The sequence below is a fragment of the Sphingobacterium sp. MAE genome (assembly GCF_056711605.1).
Window position 1 is genome coordinate 85,618 of the sequence record NZ_CM160044.1, and the last position, 26,555, is coordinate 112,172.

A 26,555-nucleotide genomic window follows, 5' to 3' on the forward strand; every position below is an offset into this window, starting at 1 on the left:
ATTTATGAAAAATTACGTTTTACGATTGACTTTGATATTATCAGTAATTGGAACTGCGAAAGCGCAAGATTACGGATCGATTCATCAGCAGATGATTGTGGTTGATGGCCATAATGATGTGATCATTACCTCGATTTTAAAAGGGCATGATATCAGTCAGCAATTGATGGTAAATCATACAGATATTCCCAGGTTGATTGTGGGCGGAGTGGATGTTCAAGTTTTTGCGGTTTGGTCTGATGATAAAAAATGGAAATCGGGAGCTTTTAAGCATGCCAATGATCAAATTGATGCTCTGGAGAAGGTATTAGATCAAAACCCAGATCAGATCGAAATGGCTAAAAATAGCGATGAAATCGAACGCATTCTAAAATCTGGAAAGATTGCTGCGCTCATTGGTATTGAAGGAGGTAATATGATCGAGGCTGATCTGGAAAATCTAGAAGCTTTGTATAAACGAGGCGCACGATATATGACATTGACTTGGAACTACGATTTGTCTTGGGCAACTGCTGCTGCTCAAGAATCTAAAACAAAGTCAAGGGAAGGAAAAGGATTGTCTGCATTGGGCAAAGAGATTATCAGGAGAATGAATAAACTGGGGATGATGGTGGATTTATCCCACGCTGGAGAGCAAACGTTTTATGATGTATTGGAAATCTCCACAAAACCGGTCTTAGTCTCGCATAGTAATTCTTATTCATTGACCCCGCATTTTCGAAATTTGAAGGATGCCCAATTAGAGGCTTTGAAGAAAAATAGGGGAGTCGTTGGCGTTAATTTCTATTCTGGTTTTCTGGATAAAAATTACGAAAAGCGAGTGAAGAAATTATATAAAAAACAATTTGGAAAGCAAGGTAATTATAGTCTTTCTGCTTCAAGTCAGTATGAGCAATTAACAAGTGAGCATAAGCATGTAGCTAATGTATCCATGTCCTTATTATTGGACCATATTGACTATCTAGTAAAAAAGATAGGCATTGATCACGTAGCTATTGGTTCCGATTACGATGGTATTGAATCGACTCCGCAGGGTTTGGAAGATGTCAGCAAATTTCCGAATTTAACTCACGCTCTTTTGAAGAGGGGGTATGACTCATCTGATATTGCAAAGATCATGGGATTAAACTTTTTAAGAATATTAAAAGAGAATGAAAATTAAACTGAGCCATGGTAGCGGGCATAACCGTAGATTAATCCAATATGTAGCACAGCGATAAAATAAAAGGGAAGCAAAAAGCTTCTCTTTTTTGTTTTATGCCTGAATAATTGCATGGCTGCAAATCCACCTAAGCTTCCGCCAATGATGCAATAGGTGAGTAATGTTTTTTCTGAGATTCTGTTGCTTTTATTTTTAGCTTTTTCCTTGTCTATATAAAAGCTTAAAAAGCTGATGAAATTAATAAATAAAAAATAATAGACTGCAATCTTTTCCATGGTCTGTAAAGGTAGGAAATATAAAATCTTATATTTTATTTTACTCCTGTTCTAAACGTGTCAGTTCTTCATAATTATTATTCAGTTTTTTAAGTAATCTTCGATAAACGATTTTGTAATAAAATTTAAAAATAGAAATAAACAAACATGCTACTAAGGTGATCAATACAGCAATAGCAATAACCTTTAAAAAATTTGCTCCCCATTGATTAGCTAGATTGATCTTGCGTATGGCCAATTCTACAAATGATATGAAAAAGGAATACATAATGAAATAGATGTTGAATTTAATGTAATTTTCAACATGTTTTCGTGTTTCTAATATCCTACTTAATAGATTTTTTGTGCTACTGGTGCTCGAGATACTGGTATATGATTTAAAGAAGTTATAGATAAAATATGCTATTGCGCAATAAAAAACTACTTCCGAAGCATAATCTACAAAATGAAAAAACGGTAACTCATCTCTATTTGAACTGGGTAATAGCAAAGATAAAATAATGCCTAAGCTCAGTTCTATGAGACTGATCATAAAGATCCATTTGACGATCGATGTAGAGCTTTTGTGAAGCATGGTTTTAATATCAGTCTGATCTACTTTAATGAAGTTTTCATCCTCTTGCCATTGTTTTTTAAATTGATCCAACTCATCCATTATAAAGCTCCTTTCTTTTTTAAAATCTCTTTTAACTTTGTTTTTGTCCTATTCATTTTTACACGTGCATTTACTTCACTAATTCCTAAGGTCTCAGCAATTTCAGTATAATCTTTATCTTCTAGATAGAGGTATACGAGTGCTTTTTCAATATCATTTAAATGATGTATGGCTTCATATAAATAGCGAAGCTGATCGTCTTTTTGGGGGTCGTATTCTTCATAGGATATCTTTTCTAATGCTTGATCCCAAGGTATGATACTGATCGCTTTTTTCTTGTTTCTAAATAGGGAGATGGCTGTATTCAATCCAATTCTATAGGCCCATGTGCTAAATTTGGCTTCTCCTCTGAATTTGGGATAAGAGTGCCATAGCTGTATCGTTATTTCTTGGAAAAGATCTTTATGTACATCTTCTTGATCTGTGTATATTTTACAGATTTTATGTATAATATTTTGATTTTTTTCTAAAAGGATAACAAACTCTTGTTCCAAATTCATACTTAATGAGTCGATAATTCGCGGTGCTTGTTACAAAATATGGTAAGAATTTTTAATAACCTAAATGTAGAAGTTTAAAAAATGGTAAATTCGTACAATGGCTAAAACAAAATCAGCATATTTCTGTCAAAGTTGTGGATTTGAATCTGCAAAATGGCTGGGACAATGTCCTTCATGTAAACAATGGAATTCTTTAGTGGAGGAAGTTGTCGAGAAATCAGGTTCAAAAGTTCCAGAATGGCGGAGTACTTCGGTGACATCCTCACCTAAACGCGCAAATAAAGCTGCCGTTATCCACGAGATCGTGTATCAAGATGAATCCCGTATCTTAACACCTGATCAAGAATTTAACCGTGTGCTTGGAGGAGGGATTGTTCCGGGGTCTTTGGTCTTGATCGGAGGGGAGCCGGGTATCGGTAAATCGACTTTAATGTTGCAACTCGCGTTATCTATTCCACAGGTGAAGACCTTATATATTTCTGGAGAGGAAAGTGAGCAACAGATCAAAATGCGGGCTGAACGGTTGTCACAATCATCAAATGCAAATTGCTATATCTTAACGGAAACTTCTACTCAGAATATCTTTAAACAGATTGAGGTAGTACAGCCCGATGTGATTGTGATCGACTCCATTCAGACGCTACATTCTTCTCAAATTGAATCTGCCCCCGGGTCGGTATCTCAAGTGCGAGAATGTACTGCTGAGTTGCTGCGTTTTGCAAAAGAAACAAGTACGCCTGTTTTGATTGTTGGTCATATTACTAAAGATGGTTCTATCGCAGGTCCCAAAGTATTGGAACATATGGTCGATACGGTATTGCAATTTGAAGGTGATCGACATCATGTATACCGGATTTTGCGAGCCGTGAAAAATCGTTTTGGTTCTGCCTCCGAACTAGGGATATATGAAATGCAAGGATCGGGACTGCGAGAGGTTTCTAATCCTTCTGAAATCATGATTTCGCAACGAGATGCTCCGGTTAGTGGGGTTTCTATTGCGGCCATGTTAGAGGGTGCACGCCCTATGATGATCGAAGTGCAAGCATTGGTCAGTAATTCTGCATTTGGAAACCCACAGCGTACCTCTACTGGATTTGATACCAAAAGATTGAGTATGTTGCTTGCTGTACTGGAAAAGCGCTTTGGTTTTAGGTTGAGCGCGCAAGACGTTTTCTTAAATATTGCTGGCGGATTGCGTGTGGAAGACCCTGCCATAGATTTGGCTGTGATCGTTGCTATTATTTCATCACAACAGGATATTGCTGTAAAAACGAATATCACATTTGCGGGAGAAGTGGGGCTTTCAGGAGAAATTCGTGCCGTAAATCGCATCGAGCAACGCATTGCTGAGGCTGAGAAACTGGGATTTGAAGGTATTTTTATATCGAAGTTTAATACCAAAGGATTGGATCCTAAAAAGTATAATATCGCGATTCGCCCTGTGGCAACATTAGAAGATGTATTTAGAGCCTTGTTTGGATAAGAACAGGAGATATGGTTATAACATACAAAGGAGCACTTCATAAGCGCTCCTTTGTATGTTATAGATCAAAATTACTTTAGTACTTCTTTCAATTTGTTGTTTAAGTCTTCTCCATGGAGATTTCGTGCAATAATTTTTCCTGTAGGGTCTATTAAAACATTTTGTGGAATAGATTTGACCCCATACAATGTCCCTACATTATTTTGCCAACGTTGTAAGTCGGAGACATGCTTCCAATGTAATTGATCGGTATGGATAGCTTTGATCCACGAGTTTCGATCTCTATCAAAGGATATTCCTAAAATCTCAAAATTTTTGTCTTTAAAGGCCGCATACGTTTTAACTAGATCAGGACTTTCTACTCGACAATCTGGACACCAAGATGCCCAAAAGTCCAACAGCACATATTGACCTTTAAAGTCAGATAAGCTCACGGGATTGCCTGTGGTATCATTTTGCGTGAATGCTGGCGCTTGTTTGCCTATTTCTACCGTAGACAGCGCTTTTAGATATGCTTTAAACTCTTTGCCATCCTTGGAGTTTTTTACCTTTTTACCTAGTGTATTATACAGATTCTGTAATTCTGCATACTCGGGAGTATAACCACCAACTCTTCTCAAATCAATTAATGAGGAAACGGAATCAGGATTTGCTTTGACGCGGGCAATGTAATCCGCTTTCGTGAGTTCCTTTTTTTGAGCGACAACCAATAATGGTAAGCAGAAAAGGAAATATAAAAATATTTTTTTCATTGTTATTTACGAATTTAGATTACAAATATAATATAATCTATTAATTAGGTAGATTATATTATATTTTTATACATTTATTTTACAATTGTCTATTAATTGTTGCAAAATATTATTTTTAGCATTTTATTCTAACTAGCTATGAATTCAAAATTTCAATCTAAGCTTCCTGAGGTGGGTACGACCATATTTAGTAAAATGTCTGCATTAGCACAACAATATGGGGCATTAAATTTGGCACAAGGATTTCCTGATTACGATACTGACCCTGATTTGATTGATTTGGTACACACTTATATGCATACAGGATTTAATCAATATGCGCTAATGCCTGGCGTTTTACCGTTACGTGAAAAAATAGCAGAAAAAGTTTGGAATACACATCAGGTGCATGTCGATGTTAATGATGAGATAACAGTTACATCAGGGGGGACACAAGCTATTTTTACGGCTATTGCTACGGTTGTGAACATAGGTGATGAAGTACTGATTTTTGAACCTGCCTACGACTGCTATGCTCCAACGGTTAAATTATTTGGAGGGAAGGTAATTCCCATAACCCTGTTGGCGCCAGATTTTGCGATCGACTGGGATTATGTGAAGAGTTTAGTCAATGGCAAAACGAAATTGATCATTATTAATAATCCGAATAATCCGACTGGTAGGCAGCTACAACGAGCTGATATTGATGCTTTGACAGCTATTGTTACTTCATCTAATGCATTTATTTTAAGTGATGAGGTATATGAACATCTTGTATTTGACGGTAGAGCGCCAATTTCTTTAGTGGCTTATCCAGTATTGCGGGAAAGAAGTTTTGTGATCGCGTCATTTGGGAAATTATTTCATGTTACGGGCTGGAAAGTAGGTTACTGCATTGCGCCTGTCGAGTTAACACGAGAATTCAGAAAAATTCATCAATATAATGTATTCAGTGTCAATGGGGCAGTGCAAATGGCACTTGCTAAGTATCTGGAAGAAACGAATCGCTATTTAAATTTGGGTCATTTTTTTGAAGAGAAGAGGAATTACTTGGTAAAGGGTATAGCAAATTCAAAATTTACTGTTTTACCGAGTGAAGGAACCTATTTTATAAATGTTGACTATGGTGCTATTTCATCTGAGCATGACTTAACTTATGCCGAAAGATTGGTGGTTGAAAACAAAGTTGCACTGATCCCTATTTCTGCTTTTTATACATCGGATTTGGATCAATATATTTTGAGAATTTGTTTTGCTAAAAGAACAGAAACACTCACACAAGCAATTGACTTACTTAATAATATCTAGAGGAATGAAGATATAAACGTTTTAGCAATCGTGTGCATTTGCATTTTTGCTATAAACGTTTTAAAATCTTACAAAAAATGGTGGATAAGCTACAATATTTTATAAATTTGTAATTCACCCTATCAATACTATATTCTAATAATGGCTAGATTAAATTTATTGGAAGCAACACGCTTTGAAAAAGTTCCTGTAAGTGTGTATCCTGACCCAAGCACAGCTTCCAAAGTTGTTGCAAAGCGAATTGCGGATATTATCCGTAATAAGCAAAAAAATGGCGAAAATGCAATTTTAGGTCTTGCTACTGGTGCAACACCCGTTAAAGTTTATGCTGAATTAATACGTTTACATCAAGAGGAAGGTCTAAGTTTTAAAAATGTGATCACATTTAACTTAGATGAGTACTACCCTATGCAACCGGATGCAGCACAAAGCTATGTGACCTTCATGAATAAAAATTTATTTGATCACGTTGACATTGAGCGATCAAATATCAATATTCCTGATGGAACATTAGCAACCGACCTCATCAATGCAGCATGCGAGGCATATGAGCAAAAGATTACTGATTTAGGTGGTTTAGATATTCAAATTTTAGGAATTGGACGAACAGGTCACATTGGTTTCAATGAACCGGGATCTGCTCCTAACTCGGGTACACGTGTTGTTACTTTAGATGATTTAACACGTCGTGATGCTTCTCGTGATTTTGGAGGTAAAGAGAATGTACCACGTAAGGCAATTACGATGGGTGTTGGTACTATTTTCAAAGCTAGAGAAATTATTTTAATGGCTTGGAGTGGCAACAAGGCTGAAATCATCAAGAAAGCTGTGGAAGGTGAAATTTCATCAGAAATTCCCGCAACTTACTTGCAATTATCCGATCATGTTGAATTCATTTTAGATACAGATTCGGCTTCTTTGTTAACAAGATTTGATTTGCCTTGGTTAGCAGAAGATATTGAGTGGACTCCTGTTTTAGTAAAAAAAGCAGTCGTTTGGTTATCTTTAGAAGTGAAAAAGCCGATCCTGAAATTAACAGAAGAGGATTATAACAATCATGGTATGGCTAAGTTAGTGACTCAAACAGGTCCTGCTTATAATATCAATATTCGCATTTTCAATGAATTACAGCATACCATCACGGGCTGGCCAGGAGGAAAACCTAATGTTGATGATTCGCAAAGACCTGAACGTGCTAATCCTGCAAAGAAAACATCAATTGTTTTTTCACCCCATCCAGATGACGATGTGATCTCTATGGGTGGTACCTTTATCCGTCTAGCGGATCAAGGTCATGATGTACACGTTGCGTATCAAACATGTGGTAATACTGCTGTTTGGGATGATGATGTGATTCGTTATTTGGAGTTTGCAGAAGATTTTGCAAAAGAGATGGGTATTGATGCATCTAAAATTGCTGCTTTGTATAAAGAAAGCCGCGATATTTTTGCTACTAAAAAGCCTAATCAAATTGATACAGAGATTGTTCGCAAAATAAAAGCTTTAATTCGTAAAGGTGAGGCTATTGCTGGAGCTCGTTTTGTAGGTCTACCAGATGCCAATATTCATTTCCAAGATTTGCCATTCTACGATAGACAGAAGTTTTCTAAGGATGTTTCTTTTGAAGATGATATCCAACAAACCATGGAGTTGCTACGTCAAGTAAAACCACATCAAGTATTTGCTGCTGGTGACTTTGCAGACCCACATGGTACACATAAAGTTTGTTTTAACATTCTTTATGAAGCATTGAGACGCTTAAAAGCTACTGATGAGTGGACAAAAGATTGTTGGTTATGGTTATACCGCGGAGCTTGGCATGAATATCCTATCCATGAAATCGAAATGGCTGTACCTTTATCTCCACAAGAGGTGTATCGTAAACGTTTAGCGATTTTTAAACATCAGTCTCAAAAAGATCTTCCAGTTTTCCCTGGAGATGATCCTCGCGAATTTTGGGTACGTGCAGAAGACCGTACAAGTGAAACAGCAGAATTATATGATCAATTGGGACTTGCAAACTACGAAGCAATCGAGGCTTTCGTAAGATGGGAATTCTAATTAGATTTATATCTATAAGCAGTCGATCCTTAAAAACTCAATTTTAAGGATCGACTGTTTTTTTTGGTGCTATTAAGCAATAGAATTAAAATATCTTAATTTATTAATAGGACGATTTTGTGTTAAATTAAGATGCTGGCAATATCTTTAGTTGCCGCATAATTTTCTATGAAAACTACAAATAAATATCTTAATGCATTGGGTGTGTAGCCAAAGAATTTTTTAAAAGCTGTTGTAAAATGGGTGGCATGCTTGTAACCCAACTGCTGACTGATCGCACTAATCTTAAGATCTCTTTCTTTAATCATTTGTTTAGCCTTATGCATTTTGCATTCGACAATAAAATTGAATACAGTCTTACCATAAAATTGCTTAAAATGCTTTTTGAGATATTGTTCATTGGTGCCGACAGTTCTGGCCAATTGAGGAATCGTGAAGTTCTGATTCAAATTGGACTCAATCAATTCTTTGGCGACTTTTATTTTTTCCATATCGATCACTCTCAATCGAATATTTCCGGGTTCAGATAATAACTCTAAATATGCAACTAGTTTACAGAATATGTTCAGGGATTTGGCTTTGTAAAATGTCGGTATAAGAGCATCTGGAAATTGCGAGTTGATCAGGTCCATCGCGGTGCTATATAGCGATGGGGCATTAAACGTTCTTAATATAGATGAAGATCGAAAGCTTTGTTCTATCTTTTGTTGATGATCGAGCTCAATCTCACTGTGCTGCAGAAATCCAGTTTTAAAAGTCAATATAAAAACCTTAGCGTCTTTTTCTTGCGCGATCAGATAGAGATCTGCACCCTGCGAATAATAAAAACAAGAATGTTGTTCTTTAAGTTCAACCTCCTGTTGACCCAGGATAACAGTACTATTTTTAGCAATTGAAATGATAAGAATAGAACTGTTCTTCTCCGTTTTGATTCGTGAAAAATTATCGCTTAAAGCTAAAAAATTCACTTCATAATTTATATGACTGTATAAGAAGATTATTCCGTTCACTTGATTTATGGTGCGTTTATTAAAATTATGATCAGTTAATTTCGGATTGTTAAGCTTCTTTTTCGGATATCGTAACTCCACTATTTATAATTAATCTAATTTTACAATCGTTTATTTAGACTCGTTCTAAAGTCAAAGATATAAATTTTTACATGTATTAACTAAAAAAGTCAAGGATGATAAAATATTACTTTTCAATTTTACTGCTCCTAATAACTTATTCGTCGGAATTGTGTGCGCAGACTCATGTTACATTGGTCGGACGTGTTTTGGAGCAGCAAACTGACGAACCGATAAGAGGTGTATCTGTTTCGGTTAAAGGAAATGATCGATCAGGAGCTGTGATTACTGGTTCTCAAGGTACTTTTCGGATTCTTGCACATCAAGGACAAAAATTGATTGTATCGCATGTAGGATATTTGCCAACAGAAATTTTTATTGATAAAGATTGGTCAAATCGAGTTATTTACCTGATGAAGGATAATACATTGCTCTCGGAAGTGGTTGTTACAGGAGCACTTGGGATTAAAAGGCAATCAAGAGAGTTGGGTACATCTGCACAGACTGTCAATAATGAAGATCTTAATTTAGGAAAGGTTGTGAATCCATTGTTAGCATTGTCAAGTAAGGTTGCTGGATTGCGTATAAACGCTACAGATCTTACAACGGGCAAAACTGATCCGGGAATTCAGATTAGACTAAGAGGTACACGTTCTTTAAACCGGTCAAAAAATGACCCTTTATATGTGGTTGATGGTGTTCCACTACCGGATATAACTCGCATAAATCCTAATGATATACAGGATATCACTGTCCTTAAAGGAGCAAATGCTGCTGCACTTTATGGATCTGAAGGTGTTAATGGCGCTATTATGATCACAACAAAATCGGGAAAATCTGATAGAGGTCAAATTAATTTTAGCAATAGCACAACTTTCTCCAACGTGTTCTTATTGCCACCAGCTCAAGTGACATTTGGTCAAGGACAGAATGGAATTTATAGTCCTGTTGCTAATGAATCTTGGGGTGATAAATTTAATGGTGAAGTGCGGGATTTTGGTCTTCCAATTAATGGTGTACAACCGACTAAGCGATATGAAGTGCCTAGTAAAGATAATCGTTTAGGATTTTTTGATACCGGTATTACAATCCAAAATGATCTATCGTTTTCTGGTGGTGATACTGAAAGTTCATATTTTATGTCCTTACAGGATGTTCGTATAAAGGGAATTATTCCTGGGGATAAATCCAGTCGTACCGGAGCTCGATTTAATGGTTCTCGTCGTTTTAGTAGACTGAATACATCGTTTAATGTAAATTATGTATTTTTCAAGAACAATACAACAAGTGACGGTCCTTGGCTTTCTGCTTATACTCAGCCTGCAAACATCGATTATAAAGACGCTAGAAATTGGGAAGATCCAAGTTCTCCAAATCACCCCTTAAATTGGTACAACCCAGTTGCAAGTACGAGAAACCCAATTTTCATGGCTGATAATAATAGAAATACATCGGATCAACATACTTTAAACTCAAAATTAGAATTTAATTATGAATTTGCAGATTGGTTTGATGCAACTTACAGAACAGGTCTCTATTTCCAGTCTGAGCCAGGACGTGTGACAAATCGGAAATTAACATCAAGCGTAGCAACAAGGAATATCAATGGATCTGTGAATGATACCCATTCTGGATTTACAAGATTCAATAATGATTTGATATTGAATTTCCATAAGGATTTTGGTGACTTCTCTACTAAATTATTGGTTGGTCAAAATGTCAGAATGGACGACAGAAAACAGATAAATGTAAGTGCATCCAACTTATTGTTTGAAGATATCTATAATCAGGGGTCTAGAACTGGAGAGTTAACTGGAGGTTCTACAATAACAAAATACCGTTCATTGGCAACATATGGAGAGTTTACCGCGGGTTATAAAAATTATTTGTTTTTGACTTTGACAGGAAGAAATGATAAAGTTTCTGTTCTCGATCCCAATAATAATAGTTACTTCTCACCAGGGATAAGTTCTTCTTTTGTGTTTACAGATGCAATCGAAAGTCTGAAGAATAACAGGGTATTAAATTATGGACGAGTTTATTCATCTTACAATAAGACGGGCAACGTTACATTGGATCCTTATAGATTAAATCTAACCTATAGTCAGACTGCAGGATTTCCCTATGGAAGTTTGGTTGGATTTACGCCTTCTCTTTCAGAACCTAATTTGTTAATTAAACCCGAGTTTGTAAAGTCTTATGAAGTCGGACTTCAACTTGGATTCTTTAATAATAGATTAAGTACTGATATTGCTTATGCACATTCCGATTCTGATGGACAGATTTTTAATGCGGGCATATCAAGTGCAACAGGTTTTAATTCTACCATAGTCAATGCAGGACAAATGATCAATAAAACTCTCGAAGTTATGATCAATGGAACTGTAATTAAAAATGATAAATTGAAGTTAGATTTAGGCTTTAATTTTAGTTACACAGATACTAAAGCCAAAAATCTATTTGCAGGGGATGAATTTAACATCTTTAGACAAGCATATGCTCTAAAGGATCATCAGTATCCAACACTTCGCATGACCGACTTTTTGAAAGAAGATGGTAAAATAGTGCTAGATAAGGATGGAAACGTTATTCCTTCAGATGAAGAGGTTGTATTGGGTACGATGGTTCCTCCATATCTTTTTGGTTTTTCCACAAAACTGTCTTATCAGTCATTTACTCTAGGTTTTCAAATAGATTCAAGATTAGGAAGCTGGATGTACTCAGAAGTATTTCCAAGAATGTATGCGGCTGGAACACATATAGAGACGGTGAAATATGATAGACAACCGTTTATCATGCCTAATTCGATGATTCGCCTTGCTGATGGAAGTATTGTGGACAATACCGATGTATATTCAAAAGGTGACAAAGCTTGGTGGACTGCTTATGGAAATATCCAGACAACTACTGCTGCGAAAGCTGACTATTTGAAATTAAGAGAGCTTTATGTTGGATATGATTTGCCAGCAAAGTTTTTAGCAGGACAAAAATTGTTTAAAAAAGCAAGTATAGGTTTTGTTGGTAACAACTTGTTCATCATTAGACATTCTTCCAATAAAATTGGTGATCCCGAAGCACTGTATAATCAAACGGACGGTTATTCTAGTTTTAGACAAATCCCAACTTCGCGATCAATGGGATTCAATATTAATATGACTTTTTAAAAATACGATAATGAAATACAACATGATAAAGATAGGGTTGATGAGTTTTTTATTATTCGCATCGACCTCTTGCAAAGATTTTTTAGATGTAAATGTTAATCCGAATTCACCAATTAAGGAAAACTTAAGTTTGAATGCCAAACTTCCTGCGGCATTGGTGACATCAGCTGCCTATGAAGCTACTCAATTAAACCTGATCGGTGGTCTTTGGGGAGGATATTGGGGTACTTCAAATGAAGGAATTAGTTCTTTCGGATCTCTTAAAATGTATAATGGTCCAGCCATTAGAGATACTCGTGATGGATTAGCCGTTTGGGAATCGACATATAATAATCTGTTTTATTATAAAGAAATATTAGAACAAGCGGAAATAGAAGATGCTCAATTTTATTCAGGAATAGCCAAGATTATGATGGGCTACCACTTCTTTATCCTTGTTGATTTCTATAATAATGTGCCTTATGAGGATGCCTTAAAAGGATCTGCGATTTTGCACCCAAGCTATGAATCTGGAAAAGATGTGTACAAAAAATCTATAGATCTGATTACTCAAGGTATAGAATCCATTAAAGTTGCGTCTTTGCTTCCGGCAAATGATGATGTATTATTCAAAGGGAATAAAACGAAATGGGCAAAATTTGGAAATACGCTGAAATTAAGAGCGTTGTTAAGACAGTCTGAAGTTGCTAGTCAAGCATCCTATATTACTGAGGAAATCGCTAAAATTGTACAGGAAGGTTCTGGTTTTTTAGAAGAAGATGCTAGTGTAAATCCAGGTTTCTTGAATACAGCTTCGAAGATAAATCCATTTTACGAAACCTACTATCGTAATAATTCTGGAGTGGCTGTAGCTAATTATGCGAATATACGTCCTAGTCAATATCTTATTGGAAAATATAAAGAGTTCAATGATCCGCGATTGGGGCAAAATTATGTGAGCATAAATGGAGATTTTAAAGGGGTTATTTTCGGTGAAAATATGATAAAAGATGAATATGCAGCAGTTAATACTTCAGCTTTAAAAGGACCAAATGAAAATGGAAATCAACCCGCTGGAATCATTAAATCTTTCAATCAGTCTATTGTTTTAATCTCGTTGGCAGAATCTAATTTCTTACGTGCAGAAGCGGTTGAAAGAGATTGGATAACAGGTATAGCAAGTCAGTTGTATCAAAGTGGTATACAAGCATCGTTTAATTATTTATTCAATGTTACTCATTATAATATACAATCTTATATCAATCTGACTAATGTGAATTATGCGTCTGCTACGAACAAGATCGAGCGTATTATTACACAGAAATGGTTATCCTTAAATAATATTAATAACATTCAATCATGGAATGATTTTAGAAGACTGGGATATCCTAACTTTCCTAACTCCGTGTCTTCTCCAGTACCTAATGGGTATCCATTGCGTTTTATGTATCCTGAAACAGAGATCAATACGAATAACCAAAATGTAGTGAGCCAGGGAGACAATGGAGTTTTGACCAATAGGGTATGGTGGGACGCGAATTAAGTATTTCTGATTAAAAAATACTTTCCTAATGAATAGCCGGAGAGATCGTGATCGGGTGATGTTACCTTCCAGATGGGGGAGATTAAATAAAAAATGAAATACTTCCTATATGAATACAAAAAGCCAATCGATTACGATTGGCTTTTTGTATGTTGAAAACATTTAATTTCTAATCAGCTTTTACTTGGGAAAATATTTCCGATGATCATTTCAAGTACAGCTACAACAATAGCAAAGAGTGCTGCTGTCCAAAAACCTGACACATCAAATTTGGAACCTAATAGGGAATCGGTTAATAAAATCATAAGAACAGTAATGATAAAAGAAACCAGACCCAAAGTCAACCAATTTAATGGAAAGGTGAACAATCTTAAAATAGAACCAACTGTTGCATTAACAAATCCAATAACAAGACCTGTAATGATAGCCCAAAGAAAGCTAGCAACATGTACTCCCGGTGAAATGTAGGCTGCTATTGCAATCACTACACCTGTAATAAGTAGGCTAATAATGAATTTCATGATAGTTATAATTTTAGTTAATTCCTGACAAATTTATAACAAATGCGGTGCCAAATAAGAAACAATAGGATATCATGATTATTGATTGTAGTTTATAAAAATGTTTTCCTAATATTAGGCTGATCATATTTAATTTCATTATGTTATGCAGGCATAATATATTTTTCGTAAATTCACATAAACAATTATAATATAGACAGTATGAAAAAAATAATTATGATGCTCATGATGGTCTTTACATCAGTAGCAATTTTTGCCCAATCTGATCCTATTATTGGTAAATGGCAAAACCCTAGTGGGGAAGGAAGAATCGAAATCTATAAAAAAGGTGATAAGTATTATGGTAAACTATATTGGTTGAAGGAACCTAATGATGCTCATGGAAATCTCAAAAAGGATGTGAAAAATCCTGAAAAAAGCTTACAAAGTAGACAGATTCAAGGATTGGAAATCTTAACTAATTTTTCGAAAGACGGAAATTCTTTTGTGGATGGTAAAATCTATGATCCAAAATCTGGAAAAACATATAGCTGTAAGATGACACTACAAGGAGCAGATAAGCTCGATATACGTGGTTATGTTGGGGTGAGCTTATTTGGGCGGACAGAAACTTGGAAAAAGATTAATTAATACTTTAGGTAAAAAAGAAAAGCGTCACTTTTTAAGGGCGCTTTTCTTTTTTGAGGTCTTAATTTTTTAAAAACATTGTATAATTAATTTAATAGCAGTAATTTCAGCAATCTAAATACTAACAATACAATTGCTATGGCTGTTAAGATGTCCTATTCAGAGAATATAAAGCTTGCTTTGCAATCTATTGTAAGCAATAAGCTGCGGACATTTTTGACGGCACTCATTATTGCGATCGGTATCACTGCTCTGATTGGCGTGCTTACATCCATAGACGCCATTAAGTCCTCGCTGACAGATTCTTTTTCTTCAATGGGCTCTAACTCCTTCAATATCCGAAACCGTGGTTTAAATGTACGGATCGGTAATAGTGGGGAGCAGTCAAAGGTATACTCTTCCATTACCTATCGTGAAGCTGCCAGTTTTAAAGAGGCATTTAAATTTGATGCGGTTACTTCGATTAGCGTCAATGTTTCTTGGGCTGCAACAGCAAAATATAAATCAGAAAAAACAAATCCTAATATTGGTGTGATCGGTTCAGATGAATCCTACCTAAAAACATCTGGATATAGTGTCGCATTAGGTCGTAATTTCACTAATCGTGAGGTTTATAATGGTAGCTCCGTCGTCATGATTGGTGACGAGATCTATCAAAAATTATTTAAAGGAACAATCAACCCCATCGGAGAATTTATGACGATCGGTGGCGTTCGCTACCAGGTGATCGGGGTATTGAAAAGTAAGGGGTCTAGTGCAGGCATGGGTGCCGATAAAGCCTGTCTTATTCCTTTGCTAAAAGCAAGGACAGTAATGGGTGGTCAGAACCCTTCTTATACCATTACGGTATCGGCCAATGATCCTATTCGGTTGGAAGCTGCTGTCGGAGAGGCGACCATTGCTTTTCGAAATATTAGAGGATTGACAGCCAAACAGGCATCCGATTTTGAGATCACGAAATCAGACGCAGTTGCCCAGATTTTATTGCAAAATATGGTGATTGTAACGATGGGAGCGGTAGTTATTGCATTGATTACATTAATAGGTGCCTCCATTGGTTTGATGAATATTATGTTGGTATCTGTTACTGAGCGCACACGTGAGATCGGTATCCGTAAAGCAATTGGAGCTACACCCTCTGTGATACGAAAACAATTTTTAATCGAAGCGGTCGTCATCTGCCTGATCGGTGGAGCAGCAGGTATTCTGTTGGGTATCGTCATAGGGAATGTCTTGGCATTACAATTAGGGGCTTCTTTTATTGTTCCATGGAACTGGATTATATTAGGTTTTACTGTCTGTATCCTTGTTGGAATGCTCTCAGGTTATTATCCCGCTTCTAAAGCATCAAAATTAGATCCTGTGGAAGCTTTGCGTTATGAATAGTGAAATTTGTGCAAACGGTTTCACATGCTATTGAGGCATTAATAACATAAACTTCATTTATACGTGGAGTAAATACTCTTTTAAAATCTTATTATTGTATAAAATTTTGAATTATTATGTATAAAACTCTTCAACCTGCGTTGCAGAAAGAATTAGCAGCTATCAAAGAAGCTGGTTTGTATAAAGAAGAACGCGTAATTACTACGCCCCAAGGTGCTGATATTAAAGTGAGCACTGGTGAAGATGTCATCAATTTTTGTGCAAATAACTATTTAGGATTATCATCACATCCCAAAGTGACAGAAGCTGCAAAAAGAGCAATTGATTCACATGGCTATGGTATGTCTTCAGTACGTTTCATTTGTGGAACACAGGATATTCACAAAGAGTTGGAGGCAAAAATTTCTCAATTTTTAGGAACAGAAGATACCATTTTATATGCAGCGGCATTTGATGCTAATGGCGGTGTTTTTGAGCCATTATTTGGAGCTGAAGATGCGATTATTTCTGATGAATTGAATCATGCTTCAATCATTGATGGTGTTCGTTTATGTAAAGCACAGCGTTTCCGTTATAAAAATGCAGATATGGCAGATTTGGAAGCGCAATTACAAGCTGCTTCTGGAGCACGTCATCGTATTATTGTGACTGATGGTGCCTTTTCTATGGATGGATCAGTAGCGCCCTTAGATCACATCTGTGATCTCGCAGATAAGTACGAAGCATTGGTGATGATCGATGAATCACATTGTACTGGTTTTGTTGGAAAAACAGGCCGTGGAACTCATGAATTATACCATGTAATTGATCGCGTTGATATCATTACTGGAACATTGGGTAAAGCATTGGGTGGAGCATCTGGTGGTTTTACATCTGGTCGTAAAGAAATCATTGATATGTTGCGTCAGCGTTCTCGTCCCTATTTATTTTCTAATACATTAGCACCAGCGATCGCGGGAGCTTCTGTAGCGGTATTGGATATGTTGAGCGAGACGACAGACTTACGTGATAAATTAGAATCAAATACGGTATATTTCCGTGAAAAAATGACAGCAGCAGGTTTTGATATTAAGCCTGGATTCCATCCTATTGTCCCTGTAATGTTGTATGATGCAAAATTGGCTCAAGAATTTGCAACAAGAATGCTGGCTGAAGGAATTTATGTAATTGGTTTCTATTACCCAGTGGTTCCACAAGGAAAAGCGCGCATTCGTGTCCAAATTTCAGCAGGTCATGAGCTTAGTCATTTGGATAAAGCAATAGCTGCATTCACGAAAGTTGGAAAAGATTTAGGTGTAATCAAATAAAATACACATAGTTATATGAATTTATGGTGCAAAATACTTATCTTTGCACCCTGAATTTAAAACAAATTTACTTGCTGGATGCAAAATATTAGAAATATAGCGATTATCGCTCACGTCGATCACGGTAAAACTACGTTGGTAGACAAAATCTTACACTTCACAAATCTTTTTAGAGATAATGATGGTACAGGTGATTTAATTCTAGATAACAATGATCTAGAGCGTGAACGCGGTATTACAATCGTTGCTAAAAACGTTTCTGTTCAATACAAAGGTGTAAAAATCAACGTTATTGACACTCCTGGTCACGCCGATTTCGGTGGTGAGGTTGAGCGTGTCTTGAAAATGGCTGATGGTGTTGTGTTATTAGTAGATGCTTTTGAAGGCCCTATGCCTCAAACACGTTTCGTTACACAAAAAGCTTTAGCATTGGGTTTGAAGCCTTTAGTTGTTGTCAATAAAGTTGATAAAGAAAACTGTCGTCCTGAAGAAGTATATGAGAATGTATTTGATTTATTCTTTAGCTTAGATGCTACTGAAGAGCAATTGGCATTTCCAGTATTATACGGTTCTTCTAAAAATGGTTGGATGTCAACAGATTGGAAAGAGCCAAAAGAAGATGTATCTGAATTATTAGATGCAATCATCTCTCACTTCCCACCATCTCCTTTTTATGAAGGAACGTTACAAATGCAAATCACATCGTTAGATTACTCTACTTTCGTAGGTCGTATTGCTATTGGTCGTGTTGCACGTGGAACAATCAAAGAAAATCAACCTATTTCACTGATGAAACGCGATGGTAAAATCGTAAAATCTCGTGTGAAAGAGTTACATACATTTGAAGGATTAGGTCGTCGTCGTGTTACTGAAGTTGCTTGTGGTGATATCTGTGCTGTAGTTGGTATCGAAGGTTTTGATATCGGTGATACAATTGCTGATTTTGAAAACCCAGAGCAATTAGAGGTTATTCATATCGATGAGCCTACGATGAACATGTTGTTCACGATTAATAACTCTCCTTTCTTTGGTAAAGAAGGTAAATTAGTTACTTCTCGTCACATCCATGATCGTTTACAAAAAGAATTAGAGAAAAACTTAGCGTTACGCGTAGTTCCTACTGATTCTCCTGATGCTTGGTTAGTATATGGACGTGGTATTCTCCATTTATCTGTATTGATCGAAACAATGCGTCGCGAAGGTTATGAATTGCAAGTAGGTCAACCACAAGTTATCTTGAAAGAAATTGACGGTAAGAAATGTGAGCCAATTGAAGTATTGGTCGTTGATGTTCCTGCTGAAGTTTCTGGTAAAGTAATTGAATTGGTAACACAACGTAAAGGTGAGTTATTGATTATGGAGACTAAAGGTGAAATGCAACACTTAGAGTTCGAGATCCCTTCTCGTGGTATCATCGGTTTACGTAACAACGTATTGACTGCTACTGCTGGTGAAGCTGTTATGGCGCACCGTTTGAAAGGTTACGAGCCTTGGAAAGGTACAATCCCTGGACGTCAACATGGTGTATTGATCTCTTTAGATAAAGGTACTACAACAGCTTACTCGATCGATAAATTGCAAGATCGTGGTAAATTCTTCGTTGATCCAGGAGTGGATATCTATGAAGGACAAATCTTAGGAGAGCATATCCGTGATAACGATTTAACAATCAATATCGTTAAAGCGAAACAATTGACTAACATGCGTGCATCTGGTACAGATGATAACACTCGTATTGCACCAGCGATCAAATTCTCTTTAGAAGAATCAATGGAGTATATCCAAGGTGACGAGTATATCGAGGTTACTCCTCAATCTATCCGTTTACGTAAGATTTACTTAACTGAAGGTGAACGTAAAGTGAACAAAAAATTCTAATAACATATTAGAATCTAAATATTAGGAAGCCTCCGATTTATCGGAGGCTTTTTTTTTGTAATTCCTCAGTCTGCTTAGGCATTTATCATGATGGGGGCAAGTATAATGGTAGTTTTTTAGCAATAAATTAATTAGCCTATTTTCACCAATTATAGTGCAAAGATGATCTTTTATGATCATCTTTTTTTATCCATAAAATATGGAGATCATGCTAAATCCGTTTCATCGTTGTTTCAACATTTTGGAAAATTGATGTATTGGGTATGGTTAATGCTTTTGTAATAATATGAATGCAAACTAGCTATTGTCAATATAAATTTCGATTTTTATTAAACCGTATTAAATAAAACCTACACAATAAATTTTTATGAAAAGAAGTAATTTCACATATATTTTATCAAAAAGAGTCTTAGGTTGTGCCTTAGTTTTAAGCTTTGTACTGGTGGAAAATGGATTTTCCCAAGGCCGTTTTCAACAAGATAAGCAGGTGTTAGAGCCTATTGTACAAAAAATTGTTACCGAAGCCAATGATCATTCGCAATTAGAATCACTTGCTTTTGAACTGTTGGATGTGGTGGGGCCGCGATTAGTGGGTACACCTGGTATGACCCGTGCTAATGAATGGGCATTGGCAAAATTTGAAAGCTGGGGTATCTCCGCTAAGAATCAAAAGTTTGGAGAATGGAGGGGATGGGAACGAGGTATTTCGCACATTGATATGGTAACTCCAAGAGTGAAGTCACTAGCAGGGACACAGTTAGCGTGGAGCCCTAGTACAAAGGGTAAAACGGTACAAGGGGAAGTAATTGCTATACCAGATGTCAAGGATTCTATATCATTTCGAAATTGGTTGCCTGCTGTTAAGGGAAAGTTTGTGATGATTTCAATGCCCCAACCTACTGGTCGTCCAGATCATAATTGGGCTGAGTTTGGCACAAAGGAATCTATTGAAAAGATGAACAGATCTCGAGATTCTTTAACTGTAGTGTGGAATAATCGTATTCAAGCTTCTGGTGTATCAGCTAATACTATTCCTTCCCTATTAGAAGAGGCAGGGGCAGCAGGAATACTGACCAGCAATTGGTCAAAAGAATTTGGTGCTAACAAAATATTTGGTGCCAGATCCTATAAAGTTCCTTCTTTGGATATCTCATTAGAAGATTATGGCATGTTATACCGTCTTGCTGAAAAGGGAATTAAACCCAAGATCAGTGTTGAAACAGCTTCAAAAGATTTGGGAAATGTGCCCTCCTTTAATACCATTGCTGAAATTAAAGGAACTGAGTTTCCAAATGAATATGTAATCCTTTCTGCGCATCTTGATTCTTGGGAGGGTGGCTCTGGTGCTACAGATAATGGAACTGGAACTATTGCTATGATGGAAGTGGCGCGTATTTTAAAAAAAATCTTACCTAATCCCAAGCGAACTATTTTAATCGGTTTATGGGGAAGTGAAGAACAAGGATTGAATGGTTCTCGTTCATTTGTATTGGACAATCCTGAAATCGTAGAAAATACGCAGGCAGTTTTCAATCTGGATAATGGTACCGGTCGTGTAGAGCGAATCAACGGCTCTGGTTTTGTGCACGCCTATGACTTTATGTCGCGTTGGATGGCAGCTGTACCAAACGCGGTTACCAAAGATATTAAAACTGAATTTCCTGGATCTCCAGGCGGAGGCGGATCTGATCACTCTTCATTTGTCGCTGCAGGAGTTCCTGCATTTATGTTGAGCTCTTTATCTTGGGGTTATTTCAGTAATACTTGGCATACCAATTTGGATACCTATGATAAATTAGTATTTGATGATCTGAAGTATAATGTTATTCTGACTGCTGTGATGACTTATAAAGCTTCAGAAGAGCCTCAATTGGTCAATCGTGAACAACGTGTGCTTCCTGTAGGACGTGACGGCAAACCGGGTGTATGGCCGCCTATTAGGCAGCCAAGGAGAACTGGAGTTGGGTATTAGGTAATGCAACATATTAGGACCATATTAAATAAAAAAAAATTAAAACCTCTGATTTAAATTTTTTATAATATTACATTACAGAGCATGATCATACGATCTTCTCTTGAAATATAAACGGCGTATTACTTACAAGTTTTTACTGCGACAGAATTTTTTATAGATTATAGTGATTTACAGATTTATATTTATTCATTAGATTTGGATTTGTTTAGGATATAGTGTAGAGATTATATACCTTTAAAATCAACCACAACCTAAATTTATAAATGAAAAAAAATAATTATTTTGATGCTATTGTAATTGGCTCTGGAATTTCTGGAGGATGGGCTGCAAAGGAATTCTGTGAAAAAGGGTTAAAAACATTAGTGTTGGAACGGGGGAGAGACGTCAAACATATTAAAGATTACCCTACCGCTTATATGGATCCTTGGCAATTAGAGCATACCAATCAATTGCCGTTAAAAGAAAGAGAAAAAAATCCAATCGCGTCAAAATGTTATGCTTACAAAGAAGATGCGAAGCATTTTTTCACTTCTGATGATGAACAACCTTACATTCAGGAGAAGCCTTTTGATTGGATAAGAGGTTATCAAGTAGGTGGTAAATCGTTAACTTGGGCCAAGCAAACACAAAGATGGTCGGCATATGATTTTGAAGGTCCAGCGAGGGATGGTTTTGCTGTCGATTGGCCTATTCGCTATGCCGATATAGCACCTTGGTATAGTTATGTGGAGAAATTTGTCGGAATTTCAGGTAATTTAGATGGAATTGATGCGATGCCAGACGGTGATTTTTTGGCAGCATGGGAGATGAATCAAGTGGAATTAGAGATTCAGCGAAACATCCAAAATAAATATTCTGACCGTTACGTCATTGCCGGAAGATGTGCCCATCTCACCAAACCAAAACAGATACATATCGATCAAGGTCGAACATCATGTCAAGCTCGAAATCTCTGTCAGCGAGGTTGTCCTTTTGGTGGATATTTTAGTTCCAATGCATCAACCTTACCTTGGGCTCAGAAAACAGGTAATCTTACGCTAAGACCCCATTCTGTTGTTGATTCTGTAATTTATGATGATCAGTTAGGGAAAGCAGTGGGAGTTCGCGTCATCGATTCCGAAACCAATAAAAGTCTAGAATTTTATGCTAAAGTAATCTTTGTAAATGCTTCTACGATAGCAACAAACCAAATTTTGTTGAACTCTACTTCGAAAAGATTTCCTCAGGGAATTGGTAATGATAGTGGTATTTTGGGTAAATATATTGCTTTCCACAACTATTTAGGATCACTTAGTGCTACTTTTGAAGGTTTTGAGGACAGCTATTATTATGGAAGAAGACCAACACAACCGATCATACCTAATTTTAGAAATGTTGCAAGACAGGAGATGGATTTTTTACGAGGATATGCTTCATTTTTCGGTGCGCATCGAGGTCGATCCTCTGCCGTTGAATTAGAAGATCAAGTGGGAGGAGCTTTTAAAGATGAGTTATGCACTTTGGGAGGATGGAAAATTGGTATGATGATGCAGGGCGAGACTATTCCACAAGAAAAAAACCATATCCGATTAAGTCTTGATAAAACAGATAAATATGGCATCCCACAGGTTATTACGGCAATAGCATATGCTGAAAATGATTTTAAATCCCGGGATGATTTCTTTCAACAGGGAGCAGAAATGTTAGAGGCTTGCGGAGCAAAAGATATCTTGACTCATGACAGTGGCCAGAACCCTGGGCTGGATATCCATGAAATGGGAGGAGCGAGGATGGGTTTGAATCCTAAAACCTCCATTTTAAATAAATGGAACCAAATGCATCAATGTCCTAATGTTTTTGTGACCGACGGAGCCTCTATGGTGTCGACAGGTACCCAAAATCCATCATTGACTTACATGGCATTAACTGCAAGAGCAGTCAATTATGCGGTTGAACAAATGAAAAAAGGAATTATAAAATAACTTTTTTATTAAGAATTTGTAAAATATTGGGCTTTTCTTAGTCCATATTATTAATAAGGATTTTTAAATCCTTATTTTTGTTTTTATCTGTATGTCAGATTGAAACAAATTAGATTGGAATTTATAAATGGCGAAGACACAGGATAATAGTCCGAAAAATTATATTCAAATAAAAGGGGCAAAAGTCAATAATTTAAAGAATATTGATGTCGATATCCCCAAAAATAAGCTGGTTGTTATAACAGGTATGTCAGGCTCGGGAAAATCTTCTTTAGCTTTTGATACTTTGTATGCAGAGGGACAGCGTCGTTATGTCGAGAGTCTATCGTCTTATGCCCGCCAGTTTATGGGAAGGATGAACAAACCTGAAGTAGACTACATCAAAGGTATTGCTCCAGCGATTGCAATCGAACAACGGGTGATTACCAGCAATCCACGTTCTACCGTCGGTACCTCGACAGAAATCTACGATTATCTGAAACTATTATATGCACGTATCGGGAAGACCTATTCTCCCGTATCCGGACAACTCGTGACAAAAGATACGGTTTCGAGTATTGTTGATTTTGCTACTTCTTTAGAAGAAGGAACTTCCATTACGATTTATGCACCTTTAATACCGACCAATGATCGGAAATTGAAAGAAGAGCTCTCTTTATTATTGCAAAAGGGTTTTGTGAGGATCAAGTATCAAGGTGAATTGCAGAAAATAGAGAGTATTATCGACAATAAGAAGGTCGAAAATAAAAGTATTAAAGAAGGAGAGATCGAGATTGTTACAGACCGTGTTCGCATCGAATCGGATGATGATACGTTAAACCGCCTTTCAGATTCCATTCAGACGGCTTTATTTGAAGGAAAAGGAAATTGTTCAATTGATGTCGAAGGTGAATTGCATCATTTCTCCGATCGCTTTGAATTGGATGGTATTTTATTTGAAGAACCAACCGCCAATTTCTTTAGTTTCAATAACCCATATGGGGCCTGTCGTCGTTGTGAAGGTTACGGTAAGGTTATTGGTATTGATCCAGATCTCGTTATCCCTGATAAAAGCCGATCCGTATACGATGGTGCAATCGCACCTTGGAGAGGTGAGAAGATGGGAGAATGGCTGCAAGCATTGATCAAAGTTTCTTTAAAATTTGACTTCCCGATACATCGTTCCTATTCCGATCTAACAGCAGCACAAAAGAAAATTCTTTGGACAGGAAATAAATATTTTGCGGGTTTAAATCAATTTTTCAAAGAACTCGAAGAGCAGACTTATAAGATTCAATATCGCGTCATGTTATCACGGTATCGTGGTAAAACAGACTGTCCCGAGTGCCATGGTTCGCGTCTCCGTCATGATGCTACTTATGTTAAAGTTGGCGATCAGTCCATCACGGATATCGTTTTGATGCCTTTGGATAAAGCTTTGGAATTCTTTCAAAGATTAGAACTTAAAGGAAATGACCTTTTGATTGCGAAACGCTTGTTGTCAGAAATTGAAAGTAGGTTGCAGTTTTTATGTGATGTTGGTTTAAGTTATCTGACGCTCAACCGTCTTTCTAATTCGCTTTCCGGAGGTGAATCTCAACGGATCAACTTAGCCACTTCATTAGGGAGTTCATTAGTCGGCTCGATCTACGTATTGGATGAGCCAAGTATTGGTTTACATCCACGCGACACACAAAGGCTTATTGGGGTATTGAAATCACTACGTGATATTGGAAATACCGTTATTGTAGTGGAGCATGAGCAAGAAATGATGGAAGCAGCCGATTATTTGATTGATATCGGTCCGGAAGCGGGAGTGAATGGTGGAGAATTGGTTTTTGCGGGGCACTATAATGAGATCCTTAAAGATAAAAGAAGTTTAACCGGAAAGTATCTCAGTGGTCAGGAAAACATCACTATTCCTACCAAAAGACGGTCTTGGAATAATTCCATTACTGTTAAAGGTGCACATGAAAATAATCTACAAGGCATCGATGTTACTTTTCCTTTGAACAATTTTACTGTTGTTACTGGTGTTTCAGGTTCTGGAAAAACATCTTTAGTAAAAAGAATCTTATATCCGGCTTTACAGAAAGCGATCGGAAACTATTCTGGTGAGCAAACAGGTGTCTATGACGGTATTGAAGGTGATATCGAGCAGGTAGAACAAATAGAAATGGTCGATCAAAATCCGATCGGTCGTTCCTCTAGATCCAACCCGGTTACGTACGTGAAGGCATGGGATGAGGTCAGAGCCTTATATTCAAATTTACCAGCTGCGAAAGCTGAAGGTCTGAAACCTGCTGCATTTTCATTTAACGTAGAAGGTGGTCGTTGTGATGTATGTCAAGGTGAAGGCGAGGTGAAGATCGAGATGCAGTTTATGGCAGACATTGTATTGCCATGTGAGGCTTGTGATGGAAAACGTTTTAAACAGCATGTGCTTGATGTTCAATATAAAAGTAAATCTGTCTCGGACATTTTAGCATTAAGTGTCGATGAGGCTATTGTATTCTTCTCCGATCAACCTAAGATCTTATCCAAACTACAACCTCTACAAGATGTTGGTCTTGGCTATGTAAAATTGGGACAATCTTCCAGTACGTTATCTGGAGGTGAGGCACAGCGGATCAAATTAGCGTCGTTTTTGATTAAAGGAAACAACAGCAAGAAAACACTCTTCATATTTGATGAACCGACAACAGGTCTTCATTTTCATGATATCAAAAAACTATTGAAATCGTTTGAGGCATTGATTAATCTGGGGAATAGTATTTTGGTTATCGAACATAATATGGATATGATTAAATCCGCAGATTGGGTTATTGATATCGGTCCAGAAGGTGGTGATAAAGGAGGAAAATTAGTTTTTGCAGGACTACCAGAAGACTTGGTCAAATGTAAAGATTCTTATACAGGGCAATATTTGCAAACGCATTTAACGAATTAATTTTACATTTATAGCCTAAACAAAATAAAAGACATGATTA

The 26,555-nt window shown here is 36.8% G+C and carries 19 protein-coding genes; 13 read left to right on the forward strand and 6 right to left on the reverse strand.

The genetic code is table 11. From position 1 onward, the window contains the following. Nucleotides 1–4: 4 nt before the first annotated feature. Nucleotides 5–1,162, forward strand: coding sequence for a dipeptidase (locus AC06G9_RS00405; protein WP_480957320.1), 1,158 nt, complete (start codon nt 5–7; stop codon nt 1,160–1,162). Here the strand turns inward: AC06G9_RS00405 and AC06G9_RS00410 are convergent. The 3 genes from AC06G9_RS00410 to AC06G9_RS00420 are packed head-to-tail and all read right to left on the reverse strand — an operon-like array spanning nt 1,159 to nt 2,592. Then, nucleotides 1,159–1,437, reverse strand: a complete 279-nt coding sequence (locus AC06G9_RS00410; protein WP_045754757.1) for a DUF1294 domain-containing protein — start codon at nt 1,435–1,437, stop codon at nt 1,159–1,161. The two genes, AC06G9_RS00405 and AC06G9_RS00410, sit on opposite strands and share 4 nt — an antisense overlap. 40 nt (nt 1,438–1,477) lie before the next feature. After that, nucleotides 1,478–2,092 (reverse strand): hypothetical protein, encoded by a 615-nt coding sequence (locus AC06G9_RS00415; protein WP_248755080.1) that lies wholly within the window; start codon nt 2,090–2,092, stop codon nt 1,478–1,480. Next, nucleotides 2,092–2,592: an RNA polymerase sigma factor gene (locus AC06G9_RS00420; RefSeq protein WP_045754755.1), complete on the reverse strand. Its 501-nt coding sequence runs from the start codon at nt 2,590–2,592 to the stop codon at nt 2,092–2,094. Before AC06G9_RS00420 ends, AC06G9_RS00415 begins: the two co-directional genes overlap by 1 nt. Nucleotides 2,593–2,689: 97 nt before the next feature. Here AC06G9_RS00420 and radA point away from each other — a divergent pair, with 97 nt between their 5' ends. After that, a complete protein-coding gene (gene radA / locus AC06G9_RS00425; RefSeq protein WP_045754754.1) occupies nt 2,690–4,075 on the forward strand; it encodes a DNA repair protein RadA in 1,386 nt (461 codons plus the stop codon). 71 nt (nt 4,076–4,146) lie between these two features. Here radA and AC06G9_RS00430 read toward each other — a convergent pair whose 3' ends face one another. Further along, nucleotides 4,147–4,827 carry a peroxiredoxin family protein gene (locus AC06G9_RS00430; protein WP_094771854.1) on the reverse strand — a complete coding sequence of 227 codons (681 nt, stop codon included), beginning with the start codon at nt 4,825–4,827 and terminating at the stop codon, nt 4,147–4,149. Nucleotides 4,828–4,965: 138 nt separating this feature from the next. Here AC06G9_RS00430 and AC06G9_RS00435 point away from each other — a divergent pair, with 138 nt between their 5' ends. After that, the gene (locus AC06G9_RS00435; RefSeq protein ID WP_480957321.1) at nt 4,966–6,114 is read left to right on the forward strand and encodes a methionine aminotransferase; all 1,149 of its coding nucleotides are present in this window, start codon (nt 4,966–4,968) and stop codon (nt 6,112–6,114) included. A gap of 141 nt (nt 6,115–6,255) precedes the next feature. After that, nucleotides 6,256–8,175 carry a glucosamine-6-phosphate deaminase gene (gene nagB, locus AC06G9_RS00440; RefSeq protein ID WP_045754751.1) on the forward strand — a complete coding sequence of 640 codons (1,920 nt, stop codon included), beginning with the start codon at nt 6,256–6,258 and terminating at the stop codon, nt 8,173–8,175. A gap of 122 nt (nt 8,176–8,297) precedes the next feature. On the opposite strand, the gene AC06G9_RS00445 is transcribed toward nagB, so the two are convergent. Then, a complete protein-coding gene (locus tag AC06G9_RS00445; RefSeq protein ID WP_293928802.1) occupies nt 8,298–9,143 on the reverse strand; it encodes a helix-turn-helix domain-containing protein in 846 nt (281 codons plus the stop codon). A 218-nt stretch (nt 9,144–9,361) separates the two neighbouring features. Between AC06G9_RS00445 and AC06G9_RS00450 the strand changes: the two genes are divergently transcribed. Then, on the forward strand, nt 9,362–12,409 hold the full coding sequence (locus tag AC06G9_RS00450) for a SusC/RagA family TonB-linked outer membrane protein (protein ID WP_480957322.1): 3,048 nt from the start codon (nt 9,362–9,364) through the stop codon (nt 12,407–12,409). A gap of 40 nt (nt 12,410–12,449) precedes the next feature. Then, the gene (locus AC06G9_RS00455; protein WP_480957323.1) at nt 12,450–13,931 is read left to right on the forward strand and encodes a SusD/RagB family nutrient-binding outer membrane lipoprotein; all 1,482 of its coding nucleotides are present in this window, start codon (nt 12,450–12,452) and stop codon (nt 13,929–13,931) included. 173 nt (nt 13,932–14,104) lie between these two features. On the opposite strand, the gene AC06G9_RS00460 is transcribed toward AC06G9_RS00455, so the two are convergent. Beyond that, on the reverse strand, nt 14,105–14,452 hold the full coding sequence (locus tag AC06G9_RS00460; RefSeq protein WP_480957324.1) for a phage holin family protein: 348 nt from the start codon (nt 14,450–14,452) through the stop codon (nt 14,105–14,107). 201 nt (nt 14,453–14,653) lie between these two features. On the opposite strand from AC06G9_RS00460, the gene AC06G9_RS00465 reads away from it, so the two are divergent. The 7 genes from AC06G9_RS00465 (at nt 14,654) to uvrA (ending at nt 26,515) form a co-directional block, all read left to right on the forward strand. Then, complete coding sequence (locus AC06G9_RS00465; RefSeq protein WP_045754747.1) at nt 14,654–15,082, forward strand: DUF2147 domain-containing protein; 429 nt, start codon at nt 14,654–14,656, stop codon at nt 15,080–15,082. A gap of 135 nt (nt 15,083–15,217) precedes the next feature. Further along, nucleotides 15,218–16,465: an ABC transporter permease gene (locus AC06G9_RS00470; protein ID WP_045754746.1), complete on the forward strand. Its 1,248-nt coding sequence runs from the start codon at nt 15,218–15,220 to the stop codon at nt 16,463–16,465. 116 nt (nt 16,466–16,581) lie between these two features. Continuing rightward, nucleotides 16,582–17,772 (forward strand): glycine C-acetyltransferase, encoded by a 1,191-nt coding sequence (kbl, locus tag AC06G9_RS00475; protein ID WP_480957325.1) that lies wholly within the window; start codon nt 16,582–16,584, stop codon nt 17,770–17,772. 78 nt (nt 17,773–17,850) lie between these two features. Continuing rightward, the gene (typA, locus tag AC06G9_RS00480; RefSeq protein WP_045754744.1) at nt 17,851–19,650 is read left to right on the forward strand and encodes a translational GTPase TypA; all 1,800 of its coding nucleotides are present in this window, start codon (nt 17,851–17,853) and stop codon (nt 19,648–19,650) included. A 367-nt stretch (nt 19,651–20,017) separates the two neighbouring features. Beyond that, nucleotides 20,018–21,622, forward strand: coding sequence for a M20/M25/M40 family metallo-hydrolase (locus AC06G9_RS00485; protein ID WP_480957326.1), 1,605 nt, complete (start codon nt 20,018–20,020; stop codon nt 21,620–21,622). Between the two features lie 266 nt (nt 21,623–21,888). Beyond that, nucleotides 21,889–23,586: a GMC oxidoreductase gene (locus AC06G9_RS00490; RefSeq protein WP_480957327.1), complete on the forward strand. Its 1,698-nt coding sequence runs from the start codon at nt 21,889–21,891 to the stop codon at nt 23,584–23,586. Between the two features lie 127 nt (nt 23,587–23,713). Next, entirely contained in the window at nt 23,714–26,515 is a 2,802-nt protein-coding gene (gene uvrA / locus AC06G9_RS00495; protein ID WP_045754667.1) for an excinuclease ABC subunit UvrA, read from the forward strand. Nucleotides 26,516–26,555 lie beyond the last annotated feature (40 nt).